This is a genomic window from Arthrobacter sp. Z5-13 (assembly GCF_056499105.1).
The window spans coordinates 2,148,642-2,171,731 of record NZ_CP096460.1; the positions used below are offsets into that span (position 1 = coordinate 2,148,642).

Annotated in this window: 21 protein-coding genes; 16 read left to right on the forward strand and 5 right to left on the reverse strand. The window is 61.1% G+C overall.

From position 1 onward, the window contains the following. Positions 1–792, forward strand: coding sequence for a 16S rRNA (uracil(1498)-N(3))-methyltransferase (locus tag M1E02_RS10275; RefSeq protein WP_479377923.1), 792 nt, complete (start codon positions 1–3; stop codon positions 790–792). 6 nt (positions 793–798) lie between these two features. On the opposite strand, the gene M1E02_RS10280 is transcribed toward M1E02_RS10275, so the two are convergent. Continuing rightward, positions 799–1,737: a GerMN domain-containing protein gene (locus tag M1E02_RS10280; protein ID WP_479377924.1), complete on the reverse strand. Its 939-nt coding sequence runs from the start codon at positions 1,735–1,737 to the stop codon at positions 799–801. A gap of 324 nt (positions 1,738–2,061) precedes the next feature. On the opposite strand from M1E02_RS10280, the gene M1E02_RS10285 reads away from it, so the two are divergent. From M1E02_RS10285 to M1E02_RS10305, 5 genes are all read left to right on the forward strand, one after another. Beyond that, on the forward strand, positions 2,062–3,150 hold the full coding sequence (locus M1E02_RS10285) for a PhoH family protein (RefSeq protein WP_479377925.1): 1,089 nt from the start codon (positions 2,062–2,064) through the stop codon (positions 3,148–3,150). Then, entirely contained in the window at positions 3,147–3,620 is a 474-nt protein-coding gene (gene ybeY, locus M1E02_RS10290; RefSeq protein ID WP_247040448.1) for an rRNA maturation RNase YbeY, read from the forward strand. Before M1E02_RS10285 ends, ybeY begins: the two co-directional genes overlap by 4 nt. Continuing rightward, entirely contained in the window at positions 3,617–4,948 is a 1,332-nt protein-coding gene (locus M1E02_RS10295; RefSeq protein WP_479377926.1) for a hemolysin family protein, read from the forward strand. Before ybeY ends, M1E02_RS10295 begins: the two co-directional genes overlap by 4 nt. After that, complete coding sequence (gene era / locus M1E02_RS10300) at positions 4,932–5,891, forward strand: GTPase Era (protein WP_479377927.1); 960 nt, start codon at positions 4,932–4,934, stop codon at positions 5,889–5,891. The genes M1E02_RS10295 and era overlap by 17 nt, the downstream gene beginning before the upstream one ends. Positions 5,892–6,002: 111 nt before the next feature. Next, positions 6,003–7,580, forward strand: a complete 1,578-nt coding sequence (locus M1E02_RS10305; RefSeq protein WP_479377928.1) for an LCP family protein — start codon at positions 6,003–6,005, stop codon at positions 7,578–7,580. A 134-nt stretch (positions 7,581–7,714) separates the two neighbouring features. On the opposite strand, the gene M1E02_RS10310 is transcribed toward M1E02_RS10305, so the two are convergent. Further along, a complete protein-coding gene (locus tag M1E02_RS10310; protein WP_479377929.1) occupies positions 7,715–9,667 on the reverse strand; it encodes a M13 family metallopeptidase in 1,953 nt (650 codons plus the stop codon). Positions 9,668–9,917: 250 nt separating this feature from the next. On the opposite strand from M1E02_RS10310, the gene leuA reads away from it, so the two are divergent. From leuA to M1E02_RS10325, 3 genes are all read left to right on the forward strand, one after another. Then, positions 9,918–11,657 carry a 2-isopropylmalate synthase gene (leuA, locus tag M1E02_RS10315; RefSeq protein ID WP_479377930.1) on the forward strand — a complete coding sequence of 580 codons (1,740 nt, stop codon included), beginning with the start codon at positions 9,918–9,920 and terminating at the stop codon, positions 11,655–11,657. A gap of 105 nt (positions 11,658–11,762) precedes the next feature. Further along, positions 11,763–12,515 carry a DNA repair protein RecO gene (gene recO / locus M1E02_RS10320; RefSeq protein ID WP_479377931.1) on the forward strand — a complete coding sequence of 251 codons (753 nt, stop codon included), beginning with the start codon at positions 11,763–11,765 and terminating at the stop codon, positions 12,513–12,515. Further along, complete coding sequence (locus M1E02_RS10325; RefSeq protein ID WP_479377932.1) at positions 12,499–13,335, forward strand: isoprenyl transferase; 837 nt, start codon at positions 12,499–12,501, stop codon at positions 13,333–13,335. Before recO ends, M1E02_RS10325 begins: the two co-directional genes overlap by 17 nt. A gap of 54 nt (positions 13,336–13,389) precedes the next feature. Here the strand turns inward: M1E02_RS10325 and M1E02_RS10330 are convergent, their stop codons facing one another. Further along, on the reverse strand, positions 13,390–14,370 hold the full coding sequence (locus M1E02_RS10330) for an alpha/beta hydrolase (protein WP_479377933.1): 981 nt from the start codon (positions 14,368–14,370) through the stop codon (positions 13,390–13,392). A gap of 89 nt (positions 14,371–14,459) precedes the next feature. Between M1E02_RS10330 and M1E02_RS10335 the strand changes: the two genes are divergently transcribed. Continuing rightward, positions 14,460–15,554 carry a quinone-dependent dihydroorotate dehydrogenase gene (locus tag M1E02_RS10335; RefSeq protein ID WP_479377934.1) on the forward strand — a complete coding sequence of 365 codons (1,095 nt, stop codon included), beginning with the start codon at positions 14,460–14,462 and terminating at the stop codon, positions 15,552–15,554. A gap of 93 nt (positions 15,555–15,647) precedes the next feature. Here M1E02_RS10335 and M1E02_RS10340 read toward each other — a convergent pair whose 3' ends face one another. Then, on the reverse strand, positions 15,648–16,250 hold the full coding sequence (locus tag M1E02_RS10340; RefSeq protein WP_479377935.1) for a DUF3043 domain-containing protein: 603 nt from the start codon (positions 16,248–16,250) through the stop codon (positions 15,648–15,650). A 152-nt stretch (positions 16,251–16,402) separates the two neighbouring features. Here M1E02_RS10340 and M1E02_RS10345 point away from each other — a divergent pair, with 152 nt between their 5' ends. The 5 genes from M1E02_RS10345 (at position 16,403) to M1E02_RS10365 (ending at position 21,591) form a co-directional block, all read left to right on the forward strand. Further along, positions 16,403–17,833, forward strand: coding sequence for a M20/M25/M40 family metallo-hydrolase (locus M1E02_RS10345; protein WP_479377936.1), 1,431 nt, complete (start codon positions 16,403–16,405; stop codon positions 17,831–17,833). Between the two features lie 179 nt (positions 17,834–18,012). Further along, complete coding sequence (locus M1E02_RS10350) at positions 18,013–18,402, forward strand: HesB/IscA family protein (protein ID WP_479377937.1); 390 nt, start codon at positions 18,013–18,015, stop codon at positions 18,400–18,402. A 182-nt stretch (positions 18,403–18,584) separates the two neighbouring features. Then, positions 18,585–19,457, forward strand: a complete 873-nt coding sequence (gene ctaC, locus M1E02_RS10355; protein ID WP_458113899.1) for an aa3-type cytochrome oxidase subunit II — start codon at positions 18,585–18,587, stop codon at positions 19,455–19,457. Positions 19,458–19,468: 11 nt separating this feature from the next. Then, entirely contained in the window at positions 19,469–21,193 is a 1,725-nt protein-coding gene (gene ctaD / locus M1E02_RS10360) for an aa3-type cytochrome oxidase subunit I (protein WP_479377938.1), read from the forward strand. Next, a complete protein-coding gene (locus tag M1E02_RS10365; RefSeq protein ID WP_479377939.1) occupies positions 21,190–21,591 on the forward strand; it encodes a cytochrome c oxidase subunit 4 in 402 nt (133 codons plus the stop codon). The genes ctaD and M1E02_RS10365 overlap by 4 nt, the downstream gene beginning before the upstream one ends. A 121-nt stretch (positions 21,592–21,712) precedes the next feature. On the opposite strand, the gene M1E02_RS10370 is transcribed toward M1E02_RS10365, so the two are convergent. After that, positions 21,713–22,036 carry an HPr family phosphocarrier protein gene (locus M1E02_RS10370; protein WP_479377940.1) on the reverse strand — a complete coding sequence of 108 codons (324 nt, stop codon included), beginning with the start codon at positions 22,034–22,036 and terminating at the stop codon, positions 21,713–21,715. A 186-nt stretch (positions 22,037–22,222) separates the two neighbouring features. On the opposite strand from M1E02_RS10370, the gene M1E02_RS10375 reads away from it, so the two are divergent. After that, positions 22,223–23,014, forward strand: a complete 792-nt coding sequence (locus M1E02_RS10375) for a GntR family transcriptional regulator (protein ID WP_479377941.1) — start codon at positions 22,223–22,225, stop codon at positions 23,012–23,014. The last annotated feature ends 76 nt before the right edge of the window (positions 23,015–23,090 follow it).

The following is a 23,090-nucleotide window of genomic DNA, read 5'->3' on the forward strand; positions in this document are numbered from 1 at the left end:
GTGAGCAACCCGGTCTTTTTTACCCAGGCAGGAAGCCTCGACGGACAGCAACCCGGGTCCCGGTTTGTCCTCGAGGGTCCCGAGGCCCGGCATGCTGTTACGGTCAAACGGCTCTCGGTGGGGGAGCCAGTGGATATTGCGGATGGATCCGGAAAACGAATGACCGGAATCGTCACCTCTGCTGCTCCGGCTGCGCTGACTGTCGAGTGCAGGACCCTGGAGGCTGAGGACCTGCCTGGTGTCAGGCTGGTCCTTGTCCAGGCCCTGGCAAAAGGTGACCGCGACGAGCTTGCTGCGGAAACCGCCACCGAACTCGGAATCGATGCTGTTATTCCCTGGCAGTCAGAACGCTCAATTGTCCGCTGGAAAGGCGAGCGTGCGGCAAAGGCCCATGCCAAATGGCAATCTGTAGTGACGGCAGCTGCCAAGCAGGCGCGGCGGGCGTGGATCCCCGAAGTACGCGACGCCGTCGATACTGCCGGTCTGCAGCGGACTGTCTCCGCCGCTGATCTCGCCATCATCCTGCACGAGGACGCTGTGCGCCCCTTGCGGCAGGTCCTGGAAAGCTGGCGCAACTCCAACCCTGACCTTGAACCGGGCGCAAGTGCGTCAAACGGGGTCAGGGAAGTCCTGCTGATTGTGGGCCCGGAAGGTGGAATCAGTCCGCGGGAAGTGACCAAGCTATGCGACGCCGGGGCCGTAACAGCTTTGCTGGGTCACCATGTGTTGCGGTCTTCCACCGCAGGCCCCGCCGCTACCGTCCTGGCCAGCGACGTGCTGGGACGCTGGTAGCAGCAGCTAGCGCACGATGAATCCGCGGCTGTCTACGTTGACTTCGGAGTCGCCTTGGACGGACAGGATCCGGGACACCCGAAGTTCGTATTTGCCAGGACCGAGGTTCACGGACAAGTTAAAGATTCCCGATTGGGAGGGGTCTGCGGACGCAGTGACCTCCCCGCTGAGATAAGTCGTTTTGTCGCTGTTTCCCTCCACCCGAAGGATGCGCCAGCGCAGCTTGTTACCGGGGCTCGTGCTTCGACCGTTAATCTTCACAATGCCCTCGGGAAATTCAGTTCCCTCCTGCGGGTCAATGATCCAGACCGGCGCCACCATCCCGGTACCCCTCGACATTGGAGTACCCAACCGGACGCGGTTAAAGCCCAAATAGCCGGTATGACCGTCCACGAGCACCACAACCTGTAGTTGCTGATTGGCGTCAATCAACCCGGCACTGGCTCCTGCCGCCGTCGCGGTGTAGACGAGCTGCTGGATGGCGCGATCGGCCGTGTCCGCGTCCAGGTTGCTGTTGAAGGCATCAGCTGAAACGTCCACTGTAATGACGTTCTTCCCTGAAATGGAGGTGGCGAGCTCCTTCGGATTTTGCCAGGGAGTGAAAAAGTCGGGGTCCATGGGTTCTTCCGACATCATGGCCCGGAGCGCGCTCGTCACAGGGTTCTCCTGCGCGGGGACGTCCCGGAACTCCCTGTATAGAAAGAAGTCATCATTGCTCCGGCCCACCCAATAGACGGGAGCCTTGTTCGATGCCTGCGTTGTCTCAAGGGGAGCACTTGTTGTGGGCACGTCGCCGGTGGCGGGAGCCGACGTCGAGGCCGTTCCGCCGTCGGTGGGTCCGGGCTGGGGATCGGCAATACAGCCGGAAAGGGCCAGGGAGGCCCCAAGCATCAACGGCAGGAGGGCAGCGCGAAGGTGCCTCTTTCCTGTCGAATGCCTATCCATCAGTTAGCTCTTTCCCATAGTCCGTTGTGGTGGCGTGTACCCGCAGCGTGGGCTGATGACCGCCATTTCCAGCATTACACACGGCTGTCCGCCGCCTCTCAGGATTACCTCCCGAGCCGCTAACTGCAACGGGAACGATATGAGGCCGATACGAAGTTGATACCAAATTGCGGGAACACGTCACGGAAGTGTAGCCGCTGTCACTTCAGGGCTGCGTTGGGGATGCGTGTCTGGCGTAAGATAAGAAGACTCGGCTGACGCCGGGAGTTGCCGACCCAAAACGATTCCAAACTGGAGGGGACCAGAGGCCCGCGGGCCAACATTATGACTGAAGCAGCGAACGGAAGGTCCCGGACCAGCGCCGGCGGACGGAACCCCAGCGAATTTCCCCATACCCTTCCGGGCATCCGGACAGAGGTCATTGTTTTTGACAACTCAGAACAGATGGTTCAGTCACTCGGCAGCCATGACGAGGCCCTGCGTTTCATCGAGGAGCAGTTTCCAGGCGTCGATTTCCACGTCCGGGGTAACGAGCTGTCCTTCAGCGGGCCCGCCGATGACGTTCCCCGGATCCTCCGTCTGCTGAACGAAGTCAACGGCCTGGTTGCCAGGGGAACGGTGATCACGCCGGCAGTCCTTCAGCAGCTCGTTTCACTGCTCAGGAGCCAGTCGCTGCAAAACCCCGTTGAGGTATTGACCCACAACATCCTTTCAAGCCGGGGGCGGACCATCAGGCCTAAAACCCTGAACCAAAAAAACTACGTTGATGCCATCGATGCGAACACGGTGATTTTTGGTATCGGGCCGGCGGGTACTGGCAAGACCTACCTGGCCATGGCCAAGGCTGTCCAGGCGCTCCAGCAGAAGGAAGTCACCCGGATCATCCTCACCAGGCCTGCGGTGGAGGCAGGGGAGCGGCTGGGCTTCCTGCCCGGCACCCTGAGCGACAAGATCGATCCCTACCTGCGTCCGCTGTATGACGCTCTGCACGACATGATCGATCCCGAGTCCATACCCCGGCTCATGGCTGCGGGCACTATCGAAGTTGCACCCCTGGCCTATATGCGCGGGCGCACGCTTAACGACGCCTTCATCATTCTTGACGAGGCGCAGAACACCACCCCGGAGCAGATGAAGATGTTCCTTACGCGCCTCGGGTTCGGCTCCAAGATGGTTGTGACCGGAGATGTCACCCAGGTGGATCTCCCGTTCGGCACCCGCTCGGGGCTGCGGATCGTCGAAGAGATCCTGCACGGGATCGACGACGTCAACTTCTCCGTGCTGGACGCCGCCGACGTCGTGAGGCACCGGCTTGTGGGTGACATAGTGAACGCGTACAGCATTTGGGACGAAGTCCAGCGGAACCGGGTCAAGCACACGGTCCCCCGCGAGAAGCGGGGGGATCATTCATGAGCATAGAAATCAATAACGAGTCCGGCGTGAAGGTTGACGAGGAACAGCTCGTGGCTCTTTCACGCTACATATTTGAGCGTCTCTTCATTCATCCCCAAGCCGAGCTCTCGGTACTGCTTGTGGACGAAGAAGCCATGGAAAAGCTGCACATCGAGCTTATGGACGAACCCGGGGCCACTGACGTCCTCTCGGTACCCATGGATGAGCTGACTCCAGGCACGCCGGATAAGCCCACGCCCCAGGGAATGCTCGGAGACATCGCCATCTGTCCCCAGGTGGCTGAAGTCCAGGCGCGCAATGCGGGCCATTCGACGCAGGATGAAATGTTACTCCTCGCCACCCACGGGATCCTCCACCTGCTGGGCTACGACCATGAGGACCCTGAGGAAAAGGCTGAGATGTTTGGCCTGCAGCGAGAGCTTTTGACCGGGTTTACCGGCAAAGAAGCCCCGGCAGAGACGACTCAGTGACGCCCCTGATTCTTGTGGGCATGGCCGTGGTGTTCCTGGGCATGGCAGCCCTGCTCACGGCAGCAGAAGCCGCATTCAATTTTCTTCCCCGGCACGACGCCGAGCAGGCTCTGCTCAGGACGCGCAACCCGGCACTGAAACGCATCCTTGCACAGCCGGTTTCGCACATCCGGGCGCTACGCTTTTGGCGCGTCTGGTTCGAGATGGCCGCAGCTGTGGCCGTTGCCGTGCTGCTGCACAGCATCCTCGACAGCATCTGGCTCGCCGGGCTCGCTGCCACGGGCATTATGGCTGTTGTGGGCTTTGTCATTGTGGGTGTTTCCCCCCGCCAGCTGGGCCGCGTCCACCCGGGTGCGGTTGTCAGGTTCACGGCGCCCCTGATCCGTTCCCTCTGCTGGGTGCTGGGTCCCATTCCGGGCTGGCTGGTAAAGCTGGGAAGTGCTGTGGCGCCAGGCTCCTCCAATGGCGACGAAGCCTTCTTCAGTGAAGAGGAATTCCGCGAGCTGGTGGATCGCGCCACTGAGTCAGACGTGATTGAGGATAACGAGGCCGAGCTCATCCAGTCCGTCTTCGATTTTGGCGACACACTGGTCCGCGCCGTTATGGTTCCCCGCACGGACATTGTCAGCATCGACGCCGGCTCCAGCCTTCGGAGGGCAATGTCGCTCTTCCTGCGCTCCGGGTATTCCAGGATGCCGGTGATCCGCGACAACACCGATCAGATCCTGGGGATCATCTACCTGAAGGACGTCGCCGCTGCCCTGCACGAACTCAGGCCCAACGACGAACCGCGTACGGTGGATGACCTCGCCAGGGAAGTACGGTATGTCCCGGAGTCCAAACAGGTCAGCGATCTACTCCGCGAGCTGCAAAAGGAATCCACCCACGTTGCCATCGTCATTGACGAGTATGGCGGCACCGCGGGCCTGGTGACACTGGAGGACCTCATCGAGGAAATCGTGGGCGAAATCGTGGACGAATACGACACCGAGTCGGCGGAGGCTGTTGAGCTCGGGGACGGCAGCTTCCGTGTCAGCGCCCGGATGAACATTGATGATCTTGGTGAGCTGTTTGACATAGAACTCGACGACGACGAGGTGGACACCGTAGGTGGGCTGCTGGCCAAAGCCCTGGGAAGGGTTCCGATCGTTGGAAGTACGGTGACGGTTGATGGTGTCTCCCTCCGGGCTGACCGTCTCGAGGGCCGCCGCAACCGGGTAAGCCACATCATTGCGGCTCCGGTGCCAAAGGAAGAAACTGACCATAACGAGCTTCTCGACGAGGCCGAATCAACGCAACAGGGAGTGCCACGTGAGCAAGCAGAATAAGGCCGATGCCGGGGATGCCTACGGCGGCTTCCGTGCCGGTTTCTCGGTACTGGTTGGGAGGCCCAACGCAGGCAAGTCGACACTGACCAACGCCCTGGTGGGTAAGAAGGTTGCCATCACCTCTGCCAAACCGCAGACAACCCGGCACACGATCCGAGGCATCGTCCACCGCGAGGATGCGCAGTTGATCCTTGTTGACACGCCCGGCCTCCACCGTCCCCGTACCCTGCTGGGCAAACGACTCAACGACCTCGTGGCCGATACCCTGGCCGAGGTAGATGCAATTGGTTTTTGCCTTCCAGCAAACGAGAAAATCGGGCCGGGCGACAAATTCATCGCGGCCCAGCTTGCCGCCGTCGGGAAAAAGCCGATCATCGCGATCGTCACCAAAGCAGATCTGGTAGACAGGCAGGCCCTGACGGAGCAATTGCTGGCCGTCGCCGCACTGGGCAGGACGGTGCTGGGCGAGGAAGGCTGGAAAGACATCGTCCCTGTATCCGCAACTGACGGCTTCCAGGTCAGTACTGTTGCGGACATCCTCATCAGCCACATGCCGCCGTCGCCTCCCCTCTACCCGGATGGCGAGCTGACTGACGAGCCGGAAGCCGTCATGGTGGCCGAACTCATCCGGGAGGCCGCCCTTGAAGGCGTCCGGGATGAACTTCCACACTCACTCGCTGTTGTAGTGGACGAAATCGTTCCAAGGGAAGGCCGTCCGGAAGACAGTCCTTTCCTTGACGTCCGGGTCAACCTGTATGTCGAGCGGCCATCGCAAAAGGCCATCATCATCGGCAAGGGCGGTGCGCGATTACGGGAAGTCGGCACCAATGCCCGCAAGGGAATCGAGGCGTTGCTGGGCACCAGGATTTATCTGGATCTCCATGTCAAAGTCGCCAAAGACTGGCAGCGGGATCCCAAACAGTTGGTCAAGCTCGGTTTCTGACTCGTCTGCGGAAGAGCCGATACCAGCGCGGCGCTTCGTGCGCGCCCGGCTTTTTCCCAGTCTCTGCCCCTAAGATAGGGCGGATCATATTCTTAATGGAAGGTACATTCAGTGGTGCAAGGCCGCGATGACAGCGCAGACAGGCCCAACGGGTCACGCTCCGACGCCGCCGCCAGGCACTCGGAACACACCGGACTCGGGGCCGCCCGGCATCTCGGGGCCACCCGCCATATGCCAGCGTGGCTAAAGGTAACCACCGCCATCGTCTCGGTTCTCGTGGTTGGGGGACTCGCCTTTGCTGCCTTCTGGGTTATCCGGCTACAGGGCAACATCGAAAAGGCGCCTCTGGGCGCCGGGAACCAAAAGACAGAAGGAGCCGTCAACGACGCGACTGACCGGATGCAGATTCTGATCCTTGGTTCAGATACCCGCGACGGGAAGAACTCGGAATACGGAGCCGCAGATCTTTCGTCGGGCTACGGACAATCCGATGTCATGATGATGATGGACATTTCCGCTGACAATAAACGCGTCAGCGTCATCAGCTTTCCCAGAGACCTCCTGGTCGACATCCCTGAGTGCAAGGACCAGAAAACCGGAAACGTCTACCCGGAGCGAACAAACGCCATGATCAACGAAGCCATGGCGCAGGCCGGGATCGGCTGTGCCGTGGACACCGTGAATAAGTTGACCGGCCTCGAGATCGATCACTTCATGATGGCTGACTTCAACGCCGTGAAGGAGCTCTCCAACGCCGTGGGCGGCGTGGACGTCTGCGTCAGCGACCCCGTCTTTGACCCCGACTCGCGCCTCCGCCTCCCGAAGGGAACCTCCCAGGTCCAAGGAGAGCAGGCACTGGCGTTCCTCAGGACGCGCCATGCCTTCGAACTCGGCGGAGACCTCGGCCGGATCAAGGCCCAGCAGGGCTTCCTGTCCTCACTGACCCGCAAAATAAAGGACGAGGGCACCCTCTCCGATCCCGGGAAAATGCTGCAGATCGCGGACACGGTCACCCAGAACCTCACCGTGGATGACGGCTTGGCCTCGGTTCCCGCCCTGCTCACCATCGGCAACCGGCTCAAGACCATCGATGTCAGCAAGGTCGCTTTCGTAGCGACCCCCACAGTCCAGGCGGTCATCGACCACAACCGGCTGCAGCTGGCTCAGCCTGACGCCTCACAGCTTTTCGCGGGCCTGCGGAATGACATTGACCTCACAGATCCCACACCCGCTCCATCGCCCACGCCAACACCCACCGCGCCGGGGACCACGCCACCCGTGGCAACGACTCCTCCGGCACCGGCCACGCCGCCCTATGACAAGACAGCTCAGCCGGTGACCATCGTGAACGGTACCGGGCTTCCCGCGCGGGCACAGGAGATTGTCCAGGCGGTGGTTGCCGGGGGGTTTACGCAGACAGGTCAGTTTGCTGCGGAATCCACAGAAACCACCATGGTCTATTACGGGGCGCAGTACGCAGATGTTGCCGCCGACATAGCGGCTTTGCTGGGTATCCCTTCTGCACAGGTGGCTCCTTCGCCTGGGCTGACAGGGGTGCAGGTGTACCTTGGCGGGGACTTCACCACAGGGACCAAATTCGGCGCCGTTGCGCTGCCGCCCGGCATCGTCAATCAAACGGCCGGGGACACGCTCTGTCAGCAGGTCAATCCGCTGTACATCGACGGCTAGGAGCCCCGACGGCTTGGAACCAGGACGGCTTGGAACCAGCATGGCCAGGAACGACGACGGCGGCAGGCTCCCGCGTGGGGCCCGCCGCCGTCGCTGTTAACCGCCGTCCGCAGCCGGAATCAGCAAGCGGCTGATTACCAGATACTGACGCGGTCCTCCGGCGAGAGCCACATGCCGTCCTGATCGCTGACCTCGAAGGCGGTGTGGAAGGCGTCGAGGTTTTTCGCAATGGCATTCGTGCGGAACTCATTGGGGGAGTGGGGATCTGTCGCGAGGCGCCGGATCGCCTCTTCTGTCCTGATCACCTGCCGCCAGCCTGCAGCCCAGGAGGCGAAGAAGCGCTGCTCTCCCGTGAACCCGTCAATGACAGGCGCGTCCTCACCGTTCAGGCTGAGGAGGTAGGCCTTGTAAGCGATGGTCAGTCCTCCGAGGTCACCGATGTTCTCGCCGAGTGTCAGCCTGCCGTTGACTTTGTGCTCCGGCGCCGCCAGGGGAGACAGAGCGTCGAATTGCGCTACGAGCTTGGCTGTCAGAGCTTCAAACGCCTTTCTGTCATCCTCGCTCCACCAGTTACGGAGGGCCCCGCCGCCGTCGAACTGTGAGCCTTGGTCATCGAAGCCGTGGCCGATCTCGTGCCCGATCACGGCGCCGATCCCGCCGTAGTTAACGGCGTCGTCGGCGTCGGCTGTGAAGAACGGCGGCTGCAGGATCGCGGCGGGGAAGACAATCTCGTTCAGCATCGGGTGGTAGTACGCGTTGACCGTCTGAGGAGTCATGAGCCACTTGTTGCGGTCCACGGGCTTCCCCACCTCGTCCAGATGCCTGTCGACGTCTGCGTTGTGAGCGCGTTCCACGTTGCCGAGGAGATCCAAAGGATCGATCTCCACGGCCGAGTAGTCGATCCACTCTTCCGGGTAACCGATCTTGGGCCGGAAAGCGTCCAGCTTCTTCAGAGCCTCCTGTTTGGTTTCTTCACCCATCCACTGCAAATCCGTGATGCTCTGCCGGTATGCCTCGATCAGGTTGGAGACAAGTGTCTGCATTCTGGCCTTATGGGACTCAGGGAAGTGCCGGGATACGTAGATCTGGCCCACGGCTTCGCCAAGTGAAGCTTCGACGACGGCGACGCCCCGTTTCCAGCGGTCTTTGTTGCGAGGTGTGCCGCTAATAGTTGTGCCATAGAAAGCGAAGTTGGCGTCCACGAATTCCGAGGATAGGTAGGGTGCGGCTGAACCGACCACGCGCATCGCGAGCCATTCCTGCCAGGCTTCCAGGGGTTCGGACTCAAGGAGCGACGCCGCACCGACGAAGAAATCAGGGGTGCTCACCACAATCTCACTGCGTTTCTCAGGGGAGATCTCAGCCGCGTCGAACCACGTGCCGATCATCGGAAAGAGCTGATTGGCTTCCTCTGCACTCTTAAGGTTGTAGGTCTTCTGCGGATCACGGAGCGTGACATTGTCCCAATGGTGGGAAGCAAGAGCTGTTTCCAAAGCGACCACCCGTGACGAAGCTCCCTCGGGGTCCGCGATCCCGGCCATGCCCAGCATGGTCCTGACGTGGTCCCGGTAAGCGTTGACAATCGGGGCGAATTTCTCTTCGCGGTAATAGGACTCATCGGGAAGGCCAAGGCCGCCCTGGCCCGTATAGAGAAGAATCCGATCCGGGTTGCCGGCATCGGGGGCGGGGTAGATGTAGAACAGGCCGCTGACGTCTGACCTGAACAGGCGTCCTGCCAGTGCCATGAGCTCTGAGGGAGACGTAGTGGCAAACACGGCTGCCAGGCGTTCCCTGATGGGATCCACGCCCTTGGCCTCCACCCTTTCTTCATCCATGAAGCTCTTGTAGAGGTCGCCCACCTTTTGTTCTATCCCACTGGCCTCTGCGCCACGGTTGGCGGCTTCCTCAATGATTTCCCTGACGGCCAGTTCGGAACCGTCGCGCAGCGCGGTGAAGGTTCCCTCAAGCGGCCGGTCATCCGGGATGGTGGTGCTCTTGAGCCAGGCGCCGTTAACGTGCTGGTACAGGTCATCCTGCGGCCGGACACTATGGTCGATGTTCGACAGGGCGATCCCCGAGTTTGGCACAGGTGCTCCTTCAAGTGAGGGCTGCAGCCGGTGCGGTCACCGGGGCAGCGTCTGCATGGTGGACGTTACGGAGGGTGTTGCTCCTTCATCTTACGCACCCGTGTTACTGTGAAATGGTGCGCGCAGAACTGCTCCTTCTTAGCTGCCGTGGCGAGGCCTCAGACGCAATCTAGCTCAAGGCCACCCTCGCTGCGGAGTTTGTGTTGCCCGGCCACCCTTTCATCAAGAACCAGAAAAGGCCACGATACTGATGCGAAACGCACAAAAGCCCTCAGGAATGCCCGTCCACCGCTACCTGCCGTTCCATGAGCAGATCACCGTCGATCTGCCGGACCGCACCTGGCCGGACAAGAGAATCACCAAGGCACCCCGCTGGTGCGCAGTAGACCTCCGCGATGGTAACCAGGCACTGATCGACCCCATGAGCCCGGCCCGGAAAATGAAGATGTTCGATCTGCTGGTCCGCATGGGCTACAAAGAGATCGAAGTAGGTTTTCCTTCGGCTTCCCAGACCGACTTCGATTTTGTCCGCCAGCTCATCGAAGGCAACCATATCCCGGACGACGTCACCATCCAGGTGCTCACACAGGCCCGCGAACACCTGATCGAGCGGACCTATGAGTCCTTGGTCGGCGCCAAGCAGGCCATCGTCCACCTCTACAACTCAACCTCGGTTCTGCAACGGCGGGTTGTCTTCAACCAGGACGAAGACGGGATTCTGGACATCGCCCTGCAGGGCGCCCGGCTGTGCAAAAAGTACGAGGAAACGCTCGTCGATACCGCTGTGACCTACGAATATTCTCCCGAATCCTTCACCGGCACCGAGCTGGAATACGCCGTTCGCGTATGTAACGCGGTCGCTGACGTCTTTGAAGCTTCGGCTGACCGCCAGGTCATCATCAACCTGCCGGCAACCGTGGAGATGGCAACCCCCAACGTTTACGCGGACTCCATTGAATGGATGAGCAGGCACCTGCACCCCCGGGAGGGAATCATCCTCTCCCTGCACCCGCACAATGACCGCGGCACCGGTGTTGCAGCAGCCGAGTTGGGCTACCTGGCCGGCGCTGACCGCATCGAGGGATGCCTGTTCGGCAACGGCGAGCGGACCGGCAACGTGGACCTCGTCACGCTTGGCCTGAACATGTTCGTGCAGGGCATTGACCCCATGATCGATTTCTCCGATATCGACGAAATCCGCCGGACCGTGGAGTACTGCAACCAGCTTCCCGTGGCGGAGCGTTCCCCGTACGGCGGAGACTTGGTCTTCACGGCGTTCTCAGGCTCTCACCAGGATGCCATCAAAAAGGGATTCGAGGCACTGGAGAAGGAGGCCGCGGCGGCCGGCAAGGACGTCAGCGACTTCACCTGGCAGGTCCCGTACCTGCCCGTGGATCCCAAGGACCTGGGACGCAGCTATGAAGCCGTTATCCGCGTAAACTCCCAGTCCGGCAAGGGCGGCGTAGCGTACCTGCTGAAGAACGAGCACAGCCTGGACCTTCCCCGCCGTGCCCAGATCGAATTCTCCGGAGTCATTCAGCGCCAGACGGACACCGTGGGCGGAGAAGTGAGCGGCGCGCAGCTCTGGAAGCTCTTCCAGGACGAGTACCTGCCCTCTACCGAATCCGGCAGCCAGTGGGGACGCTATTCCCTCGGCTCCTTCAGCACCGAAGTGGACGAGTCCGGTGATATGACGCTGCACGCCACCCTGAACATCGACGGCGTCCAGGTCCGCCGCACCGGGACCGGCAACGGACCCATTGCCGCCCTCCTGAACATCCTGAGCGAAGACGGTGTGGATGTGCGGGTTCTGGACTACAGTGAGCACGCGTTGTCAGAAGGCGGAAACGCAATGGCAGCAGCCTATGTCGAAGCCGCCGTGGGGGAGCGGGTCCTGTGGGGCATTGGCATCGACTCGAACACCAGCATGTCTTCCCTGAAGGCTGTCATCTCTGCCGTAAACCGGGCCATTCGCGACGCGCAAGCCTGAGAATTCCGGCACAAGCCTGAGAACCCCAGGGTGTGCCGCGGCAGTTAAGCCGCGGCACACCTTGACTCCCGGCCTGATAAGGCCAGGACGGTGCGAAGATTAACTGTGGCCAACCAATCATTTGCGGCGCGCTCCTATCGGGATGACGCGGTAGTACTGCGCACCCACAAGCTGGGTGAAGCTGACCGCATCATCACGCTGCTCACCAAGCATCACGGTCAGGTGCGTGCAGTGGCCAAAGGCGTGCGACGCACCAGCAGTCGTTTTGGGGCCCGTTTGGAACCGTTTATGGTCGCAGACCTGCAACTTATCTCCGGGCGTTCGCTGGACATTGTCACCCAGGCCGTCGCGAAGGGTGCCTATGGCGGCAACATCGCCGCCGACTACGGCCGCTACACGGTGGCCGCCGCCATGACCGAAACAGCGGAAAAGCTGACGGACGTCGACGGCGAAGCCGGGACCGCCCAGTACAACCTGCTGGTAGGGGCGCTGGCGTCATTGAGCCGGGGTGACCATTCTCCGGAGCTCATCCTGGACTCTTACCTGCTTCGTGCCCTGGCCACCGGAGGATGGGCGCCAAGCTTCACCCAGTGCGCACGCTGCGGCGCCGCAGGTCCTCATACCGCTTTTTCTGCTCCTTTGGGCGGGATGGTCTGTGGAAACTGCCGCCCCCCGGGTTCCCCGGCCCCGGCAGCCGAAACAGTGTTGCTGCTCGGTGCTTTGCTGACCGGTGACTGGACGACGGCGGATGCGTCCCTCACCGTGCACCGCCGGGAGTCTGCTGGTTTGGTGGCAAGCTACCTGCAGTGGCATCTTGAACGTGTACTGAAATCCCTCAAACATGTGGAGCGAACGTAACTTGGCCTTGGGAAATAAGCGAAAAACGGTCCGCCAACGAACCGCTCCGGTGATCAGCCCCTACCCCCATCCTTCCGGAGCGCTCCCACCGGCCATTCCGGCCGAGTTCATCCCGCGCCACGTGGCCATTGTCATGGATGGCAACGGCCGTTGGGCCAACCAGCGGGGACTGCCACGGATCGAAGGGCACAAAGCCGGCGAACCCGCTTTGCTCGACGTGATGGCCGGTGCCATTCAGTTAGGTATAGAACACGTCAGCGTTTACGCGTTTTCAACGGAGAACTGGCGCCGGTCCCCTGAGGAGATCCGGTTCCTGATGGGTTTTAACAAGGATGTGCTGCGTCGCCAGCGCAACCAGCTGGATGACTGGGGAGTGCGGGTGCGCTGGTCCGGCCGCCGCCCGAAGCTCTGGGGTTCCGTGATCCGCGAACTTGAGGAAGCCGAGGAATACACCCGCGGTAACAGCACCTGCACTTTGAACATGTGTGTTAATTACGGTGGCCGCGCCGAAATAGCTGACGCCGTGGCAGCCATTGCCGAAGATGTGGCGGCCGGCCACCTCAAGCCGTCAGCCATCAATGAGAAGACCATCCAGAAGTACCTGGACGAGCCTGACTTGCCTGATGTAGATCTCTTCCTGCGGAGCTCGGGGGAGCAGCGGCTCTCCAATTTCATGCTCTGGCAGTCGGCTTACGCGGAGTTCGTCTTTATGGACACCCTCTGGCCTGACGTTGACCGCCGGACCCTATGGGACGCCGTCGAAATTTACGCCCAGCGGGACCGCCGCTACGGTGGTGCGGTGGACGCCGCGGCCACCTGACGCTGCCGCCCCTGGCATGGCCGCGGACCCACATCGGCTCCCTGGCGGTGTTGGCTATTCGTCGTGGGAATACGCGCGGATCCAACGGGAAAGACGGGCATAGGCATCCTTACGAACCTTGGGCGGGGAGAGGAACACGTCATGCAGGCCACCCTCGATGCGTTCAAGGGTGACCGTCTTTCCCAATGACGATGCCCGGACGGCGATCGCATTGACATCGAGTACCGCGTCCGTTCTGCGCATCTCCTCGGTCCAGAAGAGTCCGTTGGCGCTGGCCCCGGAGAGCAGGACCAGTATGGGTATCTCAATACCCAGGCCGCGGGCCACCTTCGCGTGACCGGCCAGAACTGCACTCAGCCAGCCTGCCCTGACAGGGAAGGCCATTGGAGGCCTGTACTTGTCATCGAGGGCCCATTCCCCCTCAGCAGAGCTACTGATGCTGCGCCAGTAGAAGCCACGTTCCGGCAGGCGGAGGACGGCTTCGGGCTTGAAACGGGCAATCGGTTCCACCATGGTCCAGGCGACCCGGCGAACCAGCGTGCTGCCGTGCATCTCGAGCCAGGGGCTGTTGAGAACCAGTTGGCTCGCGACTCCCGGATGTCGGCTGACCCACAGCGCAGCGACCAGCCCACCGGCTGAATGCCCCATCAGGGTCAACGGCGGCGGAGGTGAATCCTGCGGTCCGAGCGTGCGGATAACACCGATTGCCTCGGCGATTTCCGCGTCGTAATCGGCAAGATCAGCGACATATCCGCCAGGCACTCCCTCCTGCAGGCTTCGGCCGTGATTGTGCATGTCCAGGGCGAAGAACTCAAACCCTTTGCCATACCAGAACGCGGCAAGTTCAACGTTGAAGAAGTAGTCGCTCCAGCCATGGAGGAAGAGGACTCCCCGCCGTTGGGCCGGTGATTCAACGTCAACCCCGGCAGGGGAATAGCGGATGAGAGTCGCAGTCCGCTCTGTCCCGTCGTCGCCCCGTGCCTGGAAGGTGTATGCCTGAAAGTCCGCGCCGAGGATGTCTGGTCTCCACTCCATGGCACCAGCCTAGGCATTCAGGCGGAAGTCAGGGAGTGGAGAGGCCAGTCCAGTTTGGTCTGGACCCCTCGAAGCGGAAAACTAGAGGCATGCGCGTATACCCAACTTTCTTCCGGCTGGCCTTTTCTTGGATGGACGCCGAACGCGCCCACAAAATCGGCTTCCGTGCCATCCGGCTCGTCCACGCTTCCGGTGCCGGCAAGGCACTGTACAAATTCACAGCTCCCGCACCTTCTTTGGAAACCAAGGCATTCGGCCTGACGTTCCCGTCGCCCTTTGGCCTGGCTGCCGGCTTCGACAAGGAAGGGCTTGGCATCGAGGCGCTGAGCGAACTCGGGTTCGGGCATGTGGAGGTTGGAACCATCACGGGACAGGCGCAGCCGGGTAATGAAAAACCCCGCCTGTTCCGTCTGATCGAGGACCGCGCGGTGATAAACCGCATGGGCTTCAACAACGACGGCGCCTCAGCCGTGGCTCCCCGCCTGCGCGCCGCGCGTGCAGCGTTACAGAGGAGGCACCCCGGAGTGCGACCCCTCATCGGCGTCAATATCGGCAAGAGCAAGGTGGTGGAGCTCGAAAACGCCACAGAGGATTACCTCCTCAGCGCCCGGAACCTCGCGCCGGCAGCTGATTACCTGGTGGTGAACGTCAGCTCCCCGAACACTCCCGGCCTGCGTCTGCTCCAGAATGTTGAGACACTCCGGCCATTGCTGAAAGCAGTAGGTGAGACGGCAGACCAAGCGGCTGGGCGTCACGTCCCGCTGCTGGTGAAGATAGCCCCTGACCTCAGCGACGAGGATATCGACGACGTCGCCCGCCTCGCCCTCGACCTGAACCTGGATGGCATCATCGCCACCAACACCACCATCGGCCGTGAGGGACTTGCCACCGCTCCGGACAAGGTGGCCGGGTGTGGTGCCGGTGGCCTTTCAGGAGCCCCTCTGAAAGGCCGGTCCCTGGAGGTTTTGCGGCGTCTCAGCAACGCAACAGAGGGGAAGCTGACTCTCATTGCCGTTGGAGGCGTGGAGACCGCCAGGGACGTCCAGGAGCGGCTTGAGGCGGGCGCAACGTTAGTCCAGGGCTACACGGCGTTCCTATATGAGGGACCGTTCTGGGCGGCGCACATCAACAGGCAGCTCGCTAAGTTGTCCAGGGCGGAACCGGCCGGGGAAAAGCGCGCGTAGTCCGCCACGGAAAGCCTCGAGGACATAGAGAAGCCCCAGCGGGTAATCCGCCGGGGCTTTCCTTGTTAAAGGCCTCAAACAGAGGGTAGGCCGTCAGGAGGGGAACTCGCCCCGGCTGACCAGGGGCTTGGGCAGGCGCAGCTTGCGGAACTGCAGTGAGCGCATGGATCCATACCAGATGGTTCCCCGCTCCGGTTCGCCGAACTTTTCTGTCAGGCGCTTCTTCAGCTTCCTGGACAGGATAAAGACGTCGACGAAGACAGCAAGGAACATGAGCCAGAACCCTACGAGGACGTAGACCATCAGTTCGCTGCTTGCAGGGATGAGCAACGAGACGATGACAAACACAAGAGCGCCGAACATCAGGTACTCGCCGAGGCTGAAGCGGGCGTCCACGTAATCGCGCGCATAGCGCTTTTGCGGGCCCTTGTCCCGAAGCGGCAGGAACTTCTCATCGCCGGTATCCAAGGCACGGCGCATTTTGAGGCGCTGTTCCTGGACGGCTGCGCGCTCAGCCGCCTTCGAAGCTTTCCGGTCTTCAGGCACCAAGGGCCGCTTGCGTGCAGCTTCCTGTGCCTTGCGCTTGGGCGTCGGCGTGCCCTTGCCAACGGCTATATTCTGCCGGGCTTCAGCCTCTGCGGCCTGCTGATCAACTACGTCTTGCGCCGATGGCGCTTCTTTTCTACGTCCAAACACCACTACAGAATACCCTGAGGGCAGTGCCACCGATGTTCTGCGTCCGGGCGGTCACCCTTGCCGGGCGGCCCGCTGCAGACGCCTGAATTCCGGCACCACACGCAGGCGGCCGGACGATTTGTTGTCGTTTATTACAGCGGTAGTGTGAGGCCATGACATCAACTCCCGCCCAGCCCTCACAAACCTCGAGCAAGCCCCTGGACGAAGCCCGGATTGAAGACCTCAAACGTGCAGTAGACGATGCTTTTGACGCAACTGTCGAGAAACTGAAGAACCTGGTCAGCATCCCGGGGATCGCCTGGCCCAGCTTCGACCCTGCGGAGCTGGATCGCAGCGCCAAGCACGTGGCGGAACTCGTAAGCCAGGCCGGCCTTAGCGACGTCCGGATCCTCCGCTGCGACAAGGAGGACGGTACGCCTGGCGGACCAGCCGTCGTCGCACGCCGGCAAGCCGCCCCCGGCAAGCCCACAATCCTCCTTTACGCGCATCACGACGTCCAGCCCCCGGGGGATGCCGGCCTGTGGGAATCAGAGCCTTTCACCGCCGTCGAGCGTGACGGCCGCCTGTTTGGACGCGGGGCCGCGGATGACAAAGCCGGAATCATGGCCCATATAGCGGCCTATTCCGCGGTCTCAAATGTTCTGGCTGATCAATTCGGGCTGGGAGTCACCTTCTTCTTTGAAGGTGAAGAGGAGGCCGGTTCCCCGACATTCAGGCCATTTCTCGAAGCGCATCGGGAGTTGCTCCGGGCAGATGTCATAGTGGTTGCCGATTCCAGCAACTGGAAGGTTGGGGTCCCCGCCCTGACTACAAGCCTTCGGGGACTGGTGGACGGCACGGTTGAAGTTCAGGTCCTCGAACATGCTGTCCACTCAGGCATGTTCGGTGGGCCCGTACTCGATGCCCCAACTCTGCTCGCGCGCATCATCGCCACTTTTCATGATGCCGACGGAAATGTGGCCATCGACGGGTTGGTGGGCCGGGACGATGTGGCGGTGGACCTCACGGAGACGGAGTACCGCGCCGATGCTTCAGTGCTCGACGGCGTCAGGCTCGCAGGTACGGGAAGTATCGCGTCGCGGTTGTGGACCAAGCCTTCGCTGTCCATCATCGGTTTTGACGCACCCGGCGTGGACGTGGCCTCCAACACGCTCCTGCCGAGGGCAAAAGCAAAGTTCAGCCTTCGCCTGGCACCCGGGCAGGATCCCGATCAGGCGATGGAGGCCGTCCGGAAGCACGTGGAAACCAACCCTCCGTTCGGCGCGCGCGTGGTGTTCACCCCGGGGGAGCAAGGGAACTCCTTTCTCACGGATACCGGCTCGGCAGCAGCCCGCAAGGCACTGTGGGCCTTGGGCGAGGCGTGGGGCGTTCCAGCCGTTGAGATGGGGATCGGCGGCTCCATCCCGTTCATCGCCGACCTCACCGAGCTTTACCCGAATGTCCAGATCCTGGTGACTGGCGTTGAGGACCCTGATTCCCGGGCTCACAGCGCCAACGAGTCCCTTCACCTCGGCGACTTCCGCAATGCGGTAGTGGCGGAGGCGCTCCTCCTGGCAAGGCTCAATCATGAAGGGCTGGCTTAATAAGGGAGGGATCAGGACCGGTAAATCGGATTCCGGGAACATAAAGGTCCTAAGAACGGTTACGCCTGAAGTTAGAGCTACAGCACTGCGCGACGTAGCATTAGCTATAGCCCATACCGTTTCCCCGGGGCGGACAAGGCGACAGCCTGGTCGCCACCATGTTGCAAGAAGGTAGGCCAATGAGTACTACGACCAATGAAAACAGCACCGAATCCACCGAGATCACCGGCGAGGAGCTGGCCAGCCACGAGGTCAAGCTGACCGACGTCGCGGCCGGCAAGGTCCGCAGCCTGTTGGAGCAGGAAGGCCGCACCGACCTTCGCCTGCGCGTGGCCGTCCAGCCCGGCGGCTGCTCAGGGCTTATCTACCAGCTGTACTTTGACGAGCGGATCCTGGACGGCGATGCCGTACGCGATTACGACGGCGTCGAGGTTGTTGTTGACAAGATGAGCGTCCCTTACCTCAGCGGTGCGAGCATCGACTTCGAGGACACCATCGCAAAGCAGGGTTTCACCATCGACAACCCCAATGCCGGAGGCTCCTGCGCCTGTGGCGATTCGTTCCACTGACCGGAAATAAGGTCCACTTCACCGTGCCCCGGTGACCGGCTGAAACCGGTCCCGACGCACGGTGCAGTCATGTGGGCGAAAACCCCCGGGGAGCGGTAAGCTCTACACCGAGTAGTAAAACTTTTCGTGTGCCCGGGGGCTTAGACAGCCCGGGCGACAGCAACAAGTAGGAAGGGCCGTCTGTGAGTTCGCAGAACCGAACCGGCAGCCGACGCAAAAAGATCTCTTCGATCACAGGCTTGGCATTAGCCGGCGCGTTGGCTTTGACTGGATGTTCACCAGAGGTACAGAAGGGGTGGTTGCCCACCGAGCGTGGCACCACCAATCACACTGACCGAATCATGGACCTCTGGGTCAACTCATGGATAGCCGCATTGATCGTCGGCGCCATCACGTGGGGTCTGATGATCTGGTGCATCGTCGCCTACCGTCGCCGGAAGGGCACGGTTGGATTTCCCCGGCAGACGAGCTTCAACCTTCCCTTGGAAGTCTTCTACCTCACCATTCCGTTGTTTATGGTGCTGGTGTTCTTCTACTTCACCGACCGCGATCAGCAGGCGATCGATGACAGGTCACAGCCTGCCGACGTCGTGGTTGATGTCCGCGGCAAGCAGTGGGCGTGGGACTTCAACTACAAGGCTGGCGAGGTCATCAATGAAGACCTCCACGAAGCTGGCGTCCAGGCCCACCTGACCGGTGAGGAAGTGGACAAGGAGAAGCTCCCCACTCTCTACCTGCCGGTCAACAAGTCTGTTGACCTGGAACTCAACGCCCGCGACGTTATCCACTCCTTCTGGGTCCCTGCCTTCCTTCAGAAGCGCGACATGATCCCGGGCAGGACCAACTACATCCGGTTCACGCCCACCAAAGAAGGAACTTACGACGGCAAGTGCGCCGAGCTTTGCGGGGAATACCACTCCGAAATGCTGTTCCGCGTGAAGGTTGTCTCTGAGTCCGAATTCCAGGCCCACATGGACAAACTGCGCCAGGACGGCAACACCGGGCTCCTCGGCGAAGAGTACGACCGCAATCCCAACCTGAACGAAATTAAGTAAGGGGAGCGACCGTGGCTACGTACACTCAATCGCCCGCCGGGATCCTCGAAGCTCCCGTAGTTCCTAAGTCCAAGGGACGCATTGTCGTCAACTGGATCACTTCCACTGACCACAAGACCATCGGGTACATGTACCTGATCGCGTCCTTCGTGTTCTTCTGCTTTGGTGGCGTCATGGCGCTGCTTATCCGTGCAGAACTGTTTGAACCGGGTATGCAGATCCTGCAGACGAAGGAACAGTACAACCAGCTCTTCACTATGCACGGCACGGTGATGCTCCTGATGTTTGCAACGCCGCTGTTTGCCGGCTTCACCAACGTCATCATGCCCTTGCAAATCGGCGCCCCGGACGTTGCCTTCCCGCGGCTGAACGCTCTAGCTTTCTGGTTCTTCCTGTTTGGTTCCACCATTGCGGTGTCCGGCTTCATCACCCCCCAGGGCGCCGCGTCCTTTGGTTGGTTCGCCTATGCACCGCTGTCCAACACCACCTTCAGCCCCGGCATCGGTGGCGACCTGTGGGTGTTCGGCCTGGCGCTCTCGGGTTTCGGCACCATCCTTGGCGCCGTCAACTTCATCACCACCATCATCTGCATGCGTGCTCCCGGCATGACCATGTGGCGTATGCCAATCTTCACCTGGAACGCCCTGGTGACGTCCATCCTCGTGCTGATGGCGTTCCCGCCACTGGCAGCAGCGCTGTTTGCCCTGGGTGCGGACCGTAAGTTCGGTGCCCACATCTTTGATCCGGAGAACGGCGGAGCGGTGCTCTGGCAGCACCTGTTCTGGTTCTTCGGCCACCCCGAGGTTTACATCATCGCGCTGCCGTTCTTCGGTATCGTCTCGGAAATCTTCCCGGTCTTCAGCCGCAAGCCGATCTTCGGTTACAAGGGTCTGGTCTACGCAACAATCGCCATTGCAGCTCTCTCTGTTACCGTGTGGGCCCACCACATGTACGTGACCGGATCGGTGCTCCTGCCGTTCTTCGCCTTTATGACGATGCTGATCGCCGTTCCTACAGGTGTGAAGTTCTTCAACTGGATCGGCACCATGTGGCGGGGATCCATCACGTTCGAAACTCCAATGCTCTGGAGCATCGGGTTCCTCGCAACGTTCCTCTTCGGTGGCCTGACGGGCATCATCCTGGCTTCGCCGCCCCTGGACTTCCACGTATCAGATTCGTACTTCGTGGTGGCGCACTTCCACTACGTCGTCTTCGGTACCGTTGTGTTCGCCATGTTCGCCGGCTTCTACTTCTGGTGGCCGAAGTGGACCGGCAAGATGCTGAACGAGCGCCTTGGCAAGATCCACTTCTGGCTCCTGTTCCTGGGCTTTCACGGCACGTTCCTCATTCAGCACTGGCTGGGTGTTGAGGGTATGCCCCGCCGCTACGCGGATTACATGCCCCAGGACGGTTTCACTTGGATGAACCAGTTCTCGACGATTGCCTCATTCGTTCTGGGTGCCTCACTGATTCCGTTCTTCTGGAACGTTTACATCACTTGGCGTAGCACCGAGAAGGTTGAAGTGGATGACCCCTGGGGCTTCGGGGCCTCACTTGAATGGGCCACCTCATGCCCGCCGCCGCGGCACAACTTCACCTCGCTGCCGCGTATCCGTTCGGAGCGTCCGGCCTTGGATCTGCACCACCCGGAGCTAGCCCAATCCCATACCGTTGAGTCTCCGGCACCGGCTGCGGCGACGCTTGGTAACGCCGACCAGAAGGACACCGCAAAGTGAAAATCGAATCATGGATATTTGGAGCCGGAGTCTTCTTCTTCGTCCCGGTCTCGTTGATTTACGGTTTCCTCACTCAGTGGTCTGAGTGGGTGGGAACCCTCGGCATTCTTCTTGTGGGTGGCCTCGCCGGCATGATCGGCGCTTACCTGGGCTTCACCGGCAAACGGGTCGGTTTGCGGCCTGAAGACCGGGCGGATGCTGAGATCCACGAAGGTGCTGGTGAACAGGGACATTTCAGCCCCTGGAGCTGGTGGCCGCTGGTTCTTGGGCTCGCCTGCGCGGCCGGTTTCCTGGGCCTTGCAGTGGGGTTCTGGATCGTCTTCATCGCGGGCGGGCTCGCCACGGTAGCCCTGGTTGGCTGGGTGTTTGAGTACAGCCGCGGAGACCACGCACATTAGTTTGCAGACGCACGTTTCATAGACGTACGACGGCGGGCCCCACCTTTTGGTGGGGCCCGCGGTGTTTAAGGTATTAGGGCGTAAGTCTGCCGGAGTGATCGGACATTGAGCGATCAAGCGGTCAGGAAGCCGCAGCCCGGTCCGAGGCAGGGGAGGGCAGGCGTGACACGCGTTCGTCATGCCCCGTCGCCTCCAGCACGCCACAGAGCGCCCTCAGTGCCCCCTCAGCATCTGCCGCTGTGCAACCGCCTGGCAGGGCCTCCGGGGTCACGGACAGCTCAACCTCGCACCCGAACTCAAAGTCTGCCGTCATGACCTCCAGAAGCGAGCGCGCATCCACGGGGGCGATGCCTTCTTTGCTGATGGTCACCGGAAGCCCGGTCTCCGTGACAGCCCGTACAAACCGCGCTGCGGGCCGGGCATGGAGGCCTATTTCTGATTTCACGATCGCCTTACGGACTGGCAACGTAACTCCTTCTCTGCAGCGGCACGCAGCCACTGTTTAATCAACCAATCCAAGGGTAGCTGTGCTCCCTTGGGAGCATGCAATTGAAGACGGACGGGTGGTCTAGACCTTTGCTTGTCTTGGCCTAGGCTTGTCTCATGAAAAACTATCGGAAGGGCCCCACTGATGCCTTCTGACGCGGCCCGCATCGTTGGGGATATCGACCGCAAGAGCAGCACCCCCATCTACGTTCAGCTTCGGGAATTACTCAGGGGCTACATCGGTTCCTCATGCCCGCCTGGATCAGCTCTGCCCTCGGAAAGAGACTTGGCGGAGAGATTCGGGCTGGCAAGAATGACTGTAAGGCAGGCAATCGATGCTCTTGTAGGGGAGGAGGTCATTGAGCGCGTCGTGGGGCTCGGTACATTCGTCCGCAGGCCCAAGCTCGACCTCCAGGTGAAGCTCACGTCCTACACCGAAGAGATGCAACGCCGTGGAATGGTGCCTGCAGCCAAGGTCCTGAGCTTTGAACAGATTGCGGCCAACGCCTTTTTGGCGCGTGAGCTGCAACTGGAGGAGGGTACACTCCTGGTCCGGTTCCGCAGGCTTCTGTTGGCTGATAACGAGCCCATGAGCGTGGACGAGAACTTTATCCCCGCCCACCGGGTCCCAGGCCTCCTGGACGGAGAGCCACCAACATCCTTATACAACGTCCTGAGCGAACGGTACGGACTCGTTATGGAGTGGGGCGAGGACATGATCGAGGCCACTGCAGCCACTCCTTCAACGGCACGGCTCCTCAATGTTGAAGTGGGCTCACCACTGCTGAAGATCCAGCGCCACGCCTTCGTTGCAAGGGCGATGGTGGACTATTCAGTCTCCTATTACCGTGCTGACCGCTATAAGCTCTGGGTGCCGCTGCAGCGTCCAGGCGTGCGGCCTACCCGGAACTACGCGTCAGGTTACCGGCAGCAATAGCAGAACTGTTCCAGGAAAAGGGCAGTTCCAGGTAATACATAAGGCCCGGTCCAATGGACCGGGCCTTACGTGGTTC

Coding starts and splice junctions, on each gene's coding strand:
- M1E02_RS10280 (WP_479377924.1), bottom strand. CDS start 1,737: ATGGATAGGCATTCGACAGGAAAGAGGCACCTTCGCGCTGCCCTCCTG.
- M1E02_RS10285 (WP_479377925.1), top strand. CDS start 2,062: ATGACTGAAGCAGCGAACGGAAGGTCCCGGACCAGCGCCGGCGGACGG.
- ybeY (WP_247040448.1), top strand. CDS start 3,147: ATGAGCATAGAAATCAATAACGAGTCCGGCGTGAAGGTTGACGAGGAA.
- leuA (WP_479377930.1), top strand. CDS start 9,918: ATGCGAAACGCACAAAAGCCCTCAGGAATGCCCGTCCACCGCTACCTG.
- M1E02_RS10325 (WP_479377932.1), top strand. CDS start 12,499: ATGTGGAGCGAACGTAACTTGGCCTTGGGAAATAAGCGAAAAACGGTC.
- M1E02_RS10330 (WP_479377933.1), bottom strand. CDS start 14,370: ATGGAGTGGAGACCAGACATCCTCGGCGCGGACTTTCAGGCATACACC.
- M1E02_RS10335 (WP_479377934.1), top strand. CDS start 14,460: ATGCGCGTATACCCAACTTTCTTCCGGCTGGCCTTTTCTTGGATGGAC.
- M1E02_RS10345 (WP_479377936.1), top strand. CDS start 16,403: ATGACATCAACTCCCGCCCAGCCCTCACAAACCTCGAGCAAGCCCCTG.
- M1E02_RS10350 (WP_479377937.1), top strand. CDS start 18,013: ATGAGTACTACGACCAATGAAAACAGCACCGAATCCACCGAGATCACC.
- M1E02_RS10375 (WP_479377941.1), top strand. CDS start 22,223: ATGCCTTCTGACGCGGCCCGCATCGTTGGGGATATCGACCGCAAGAGC.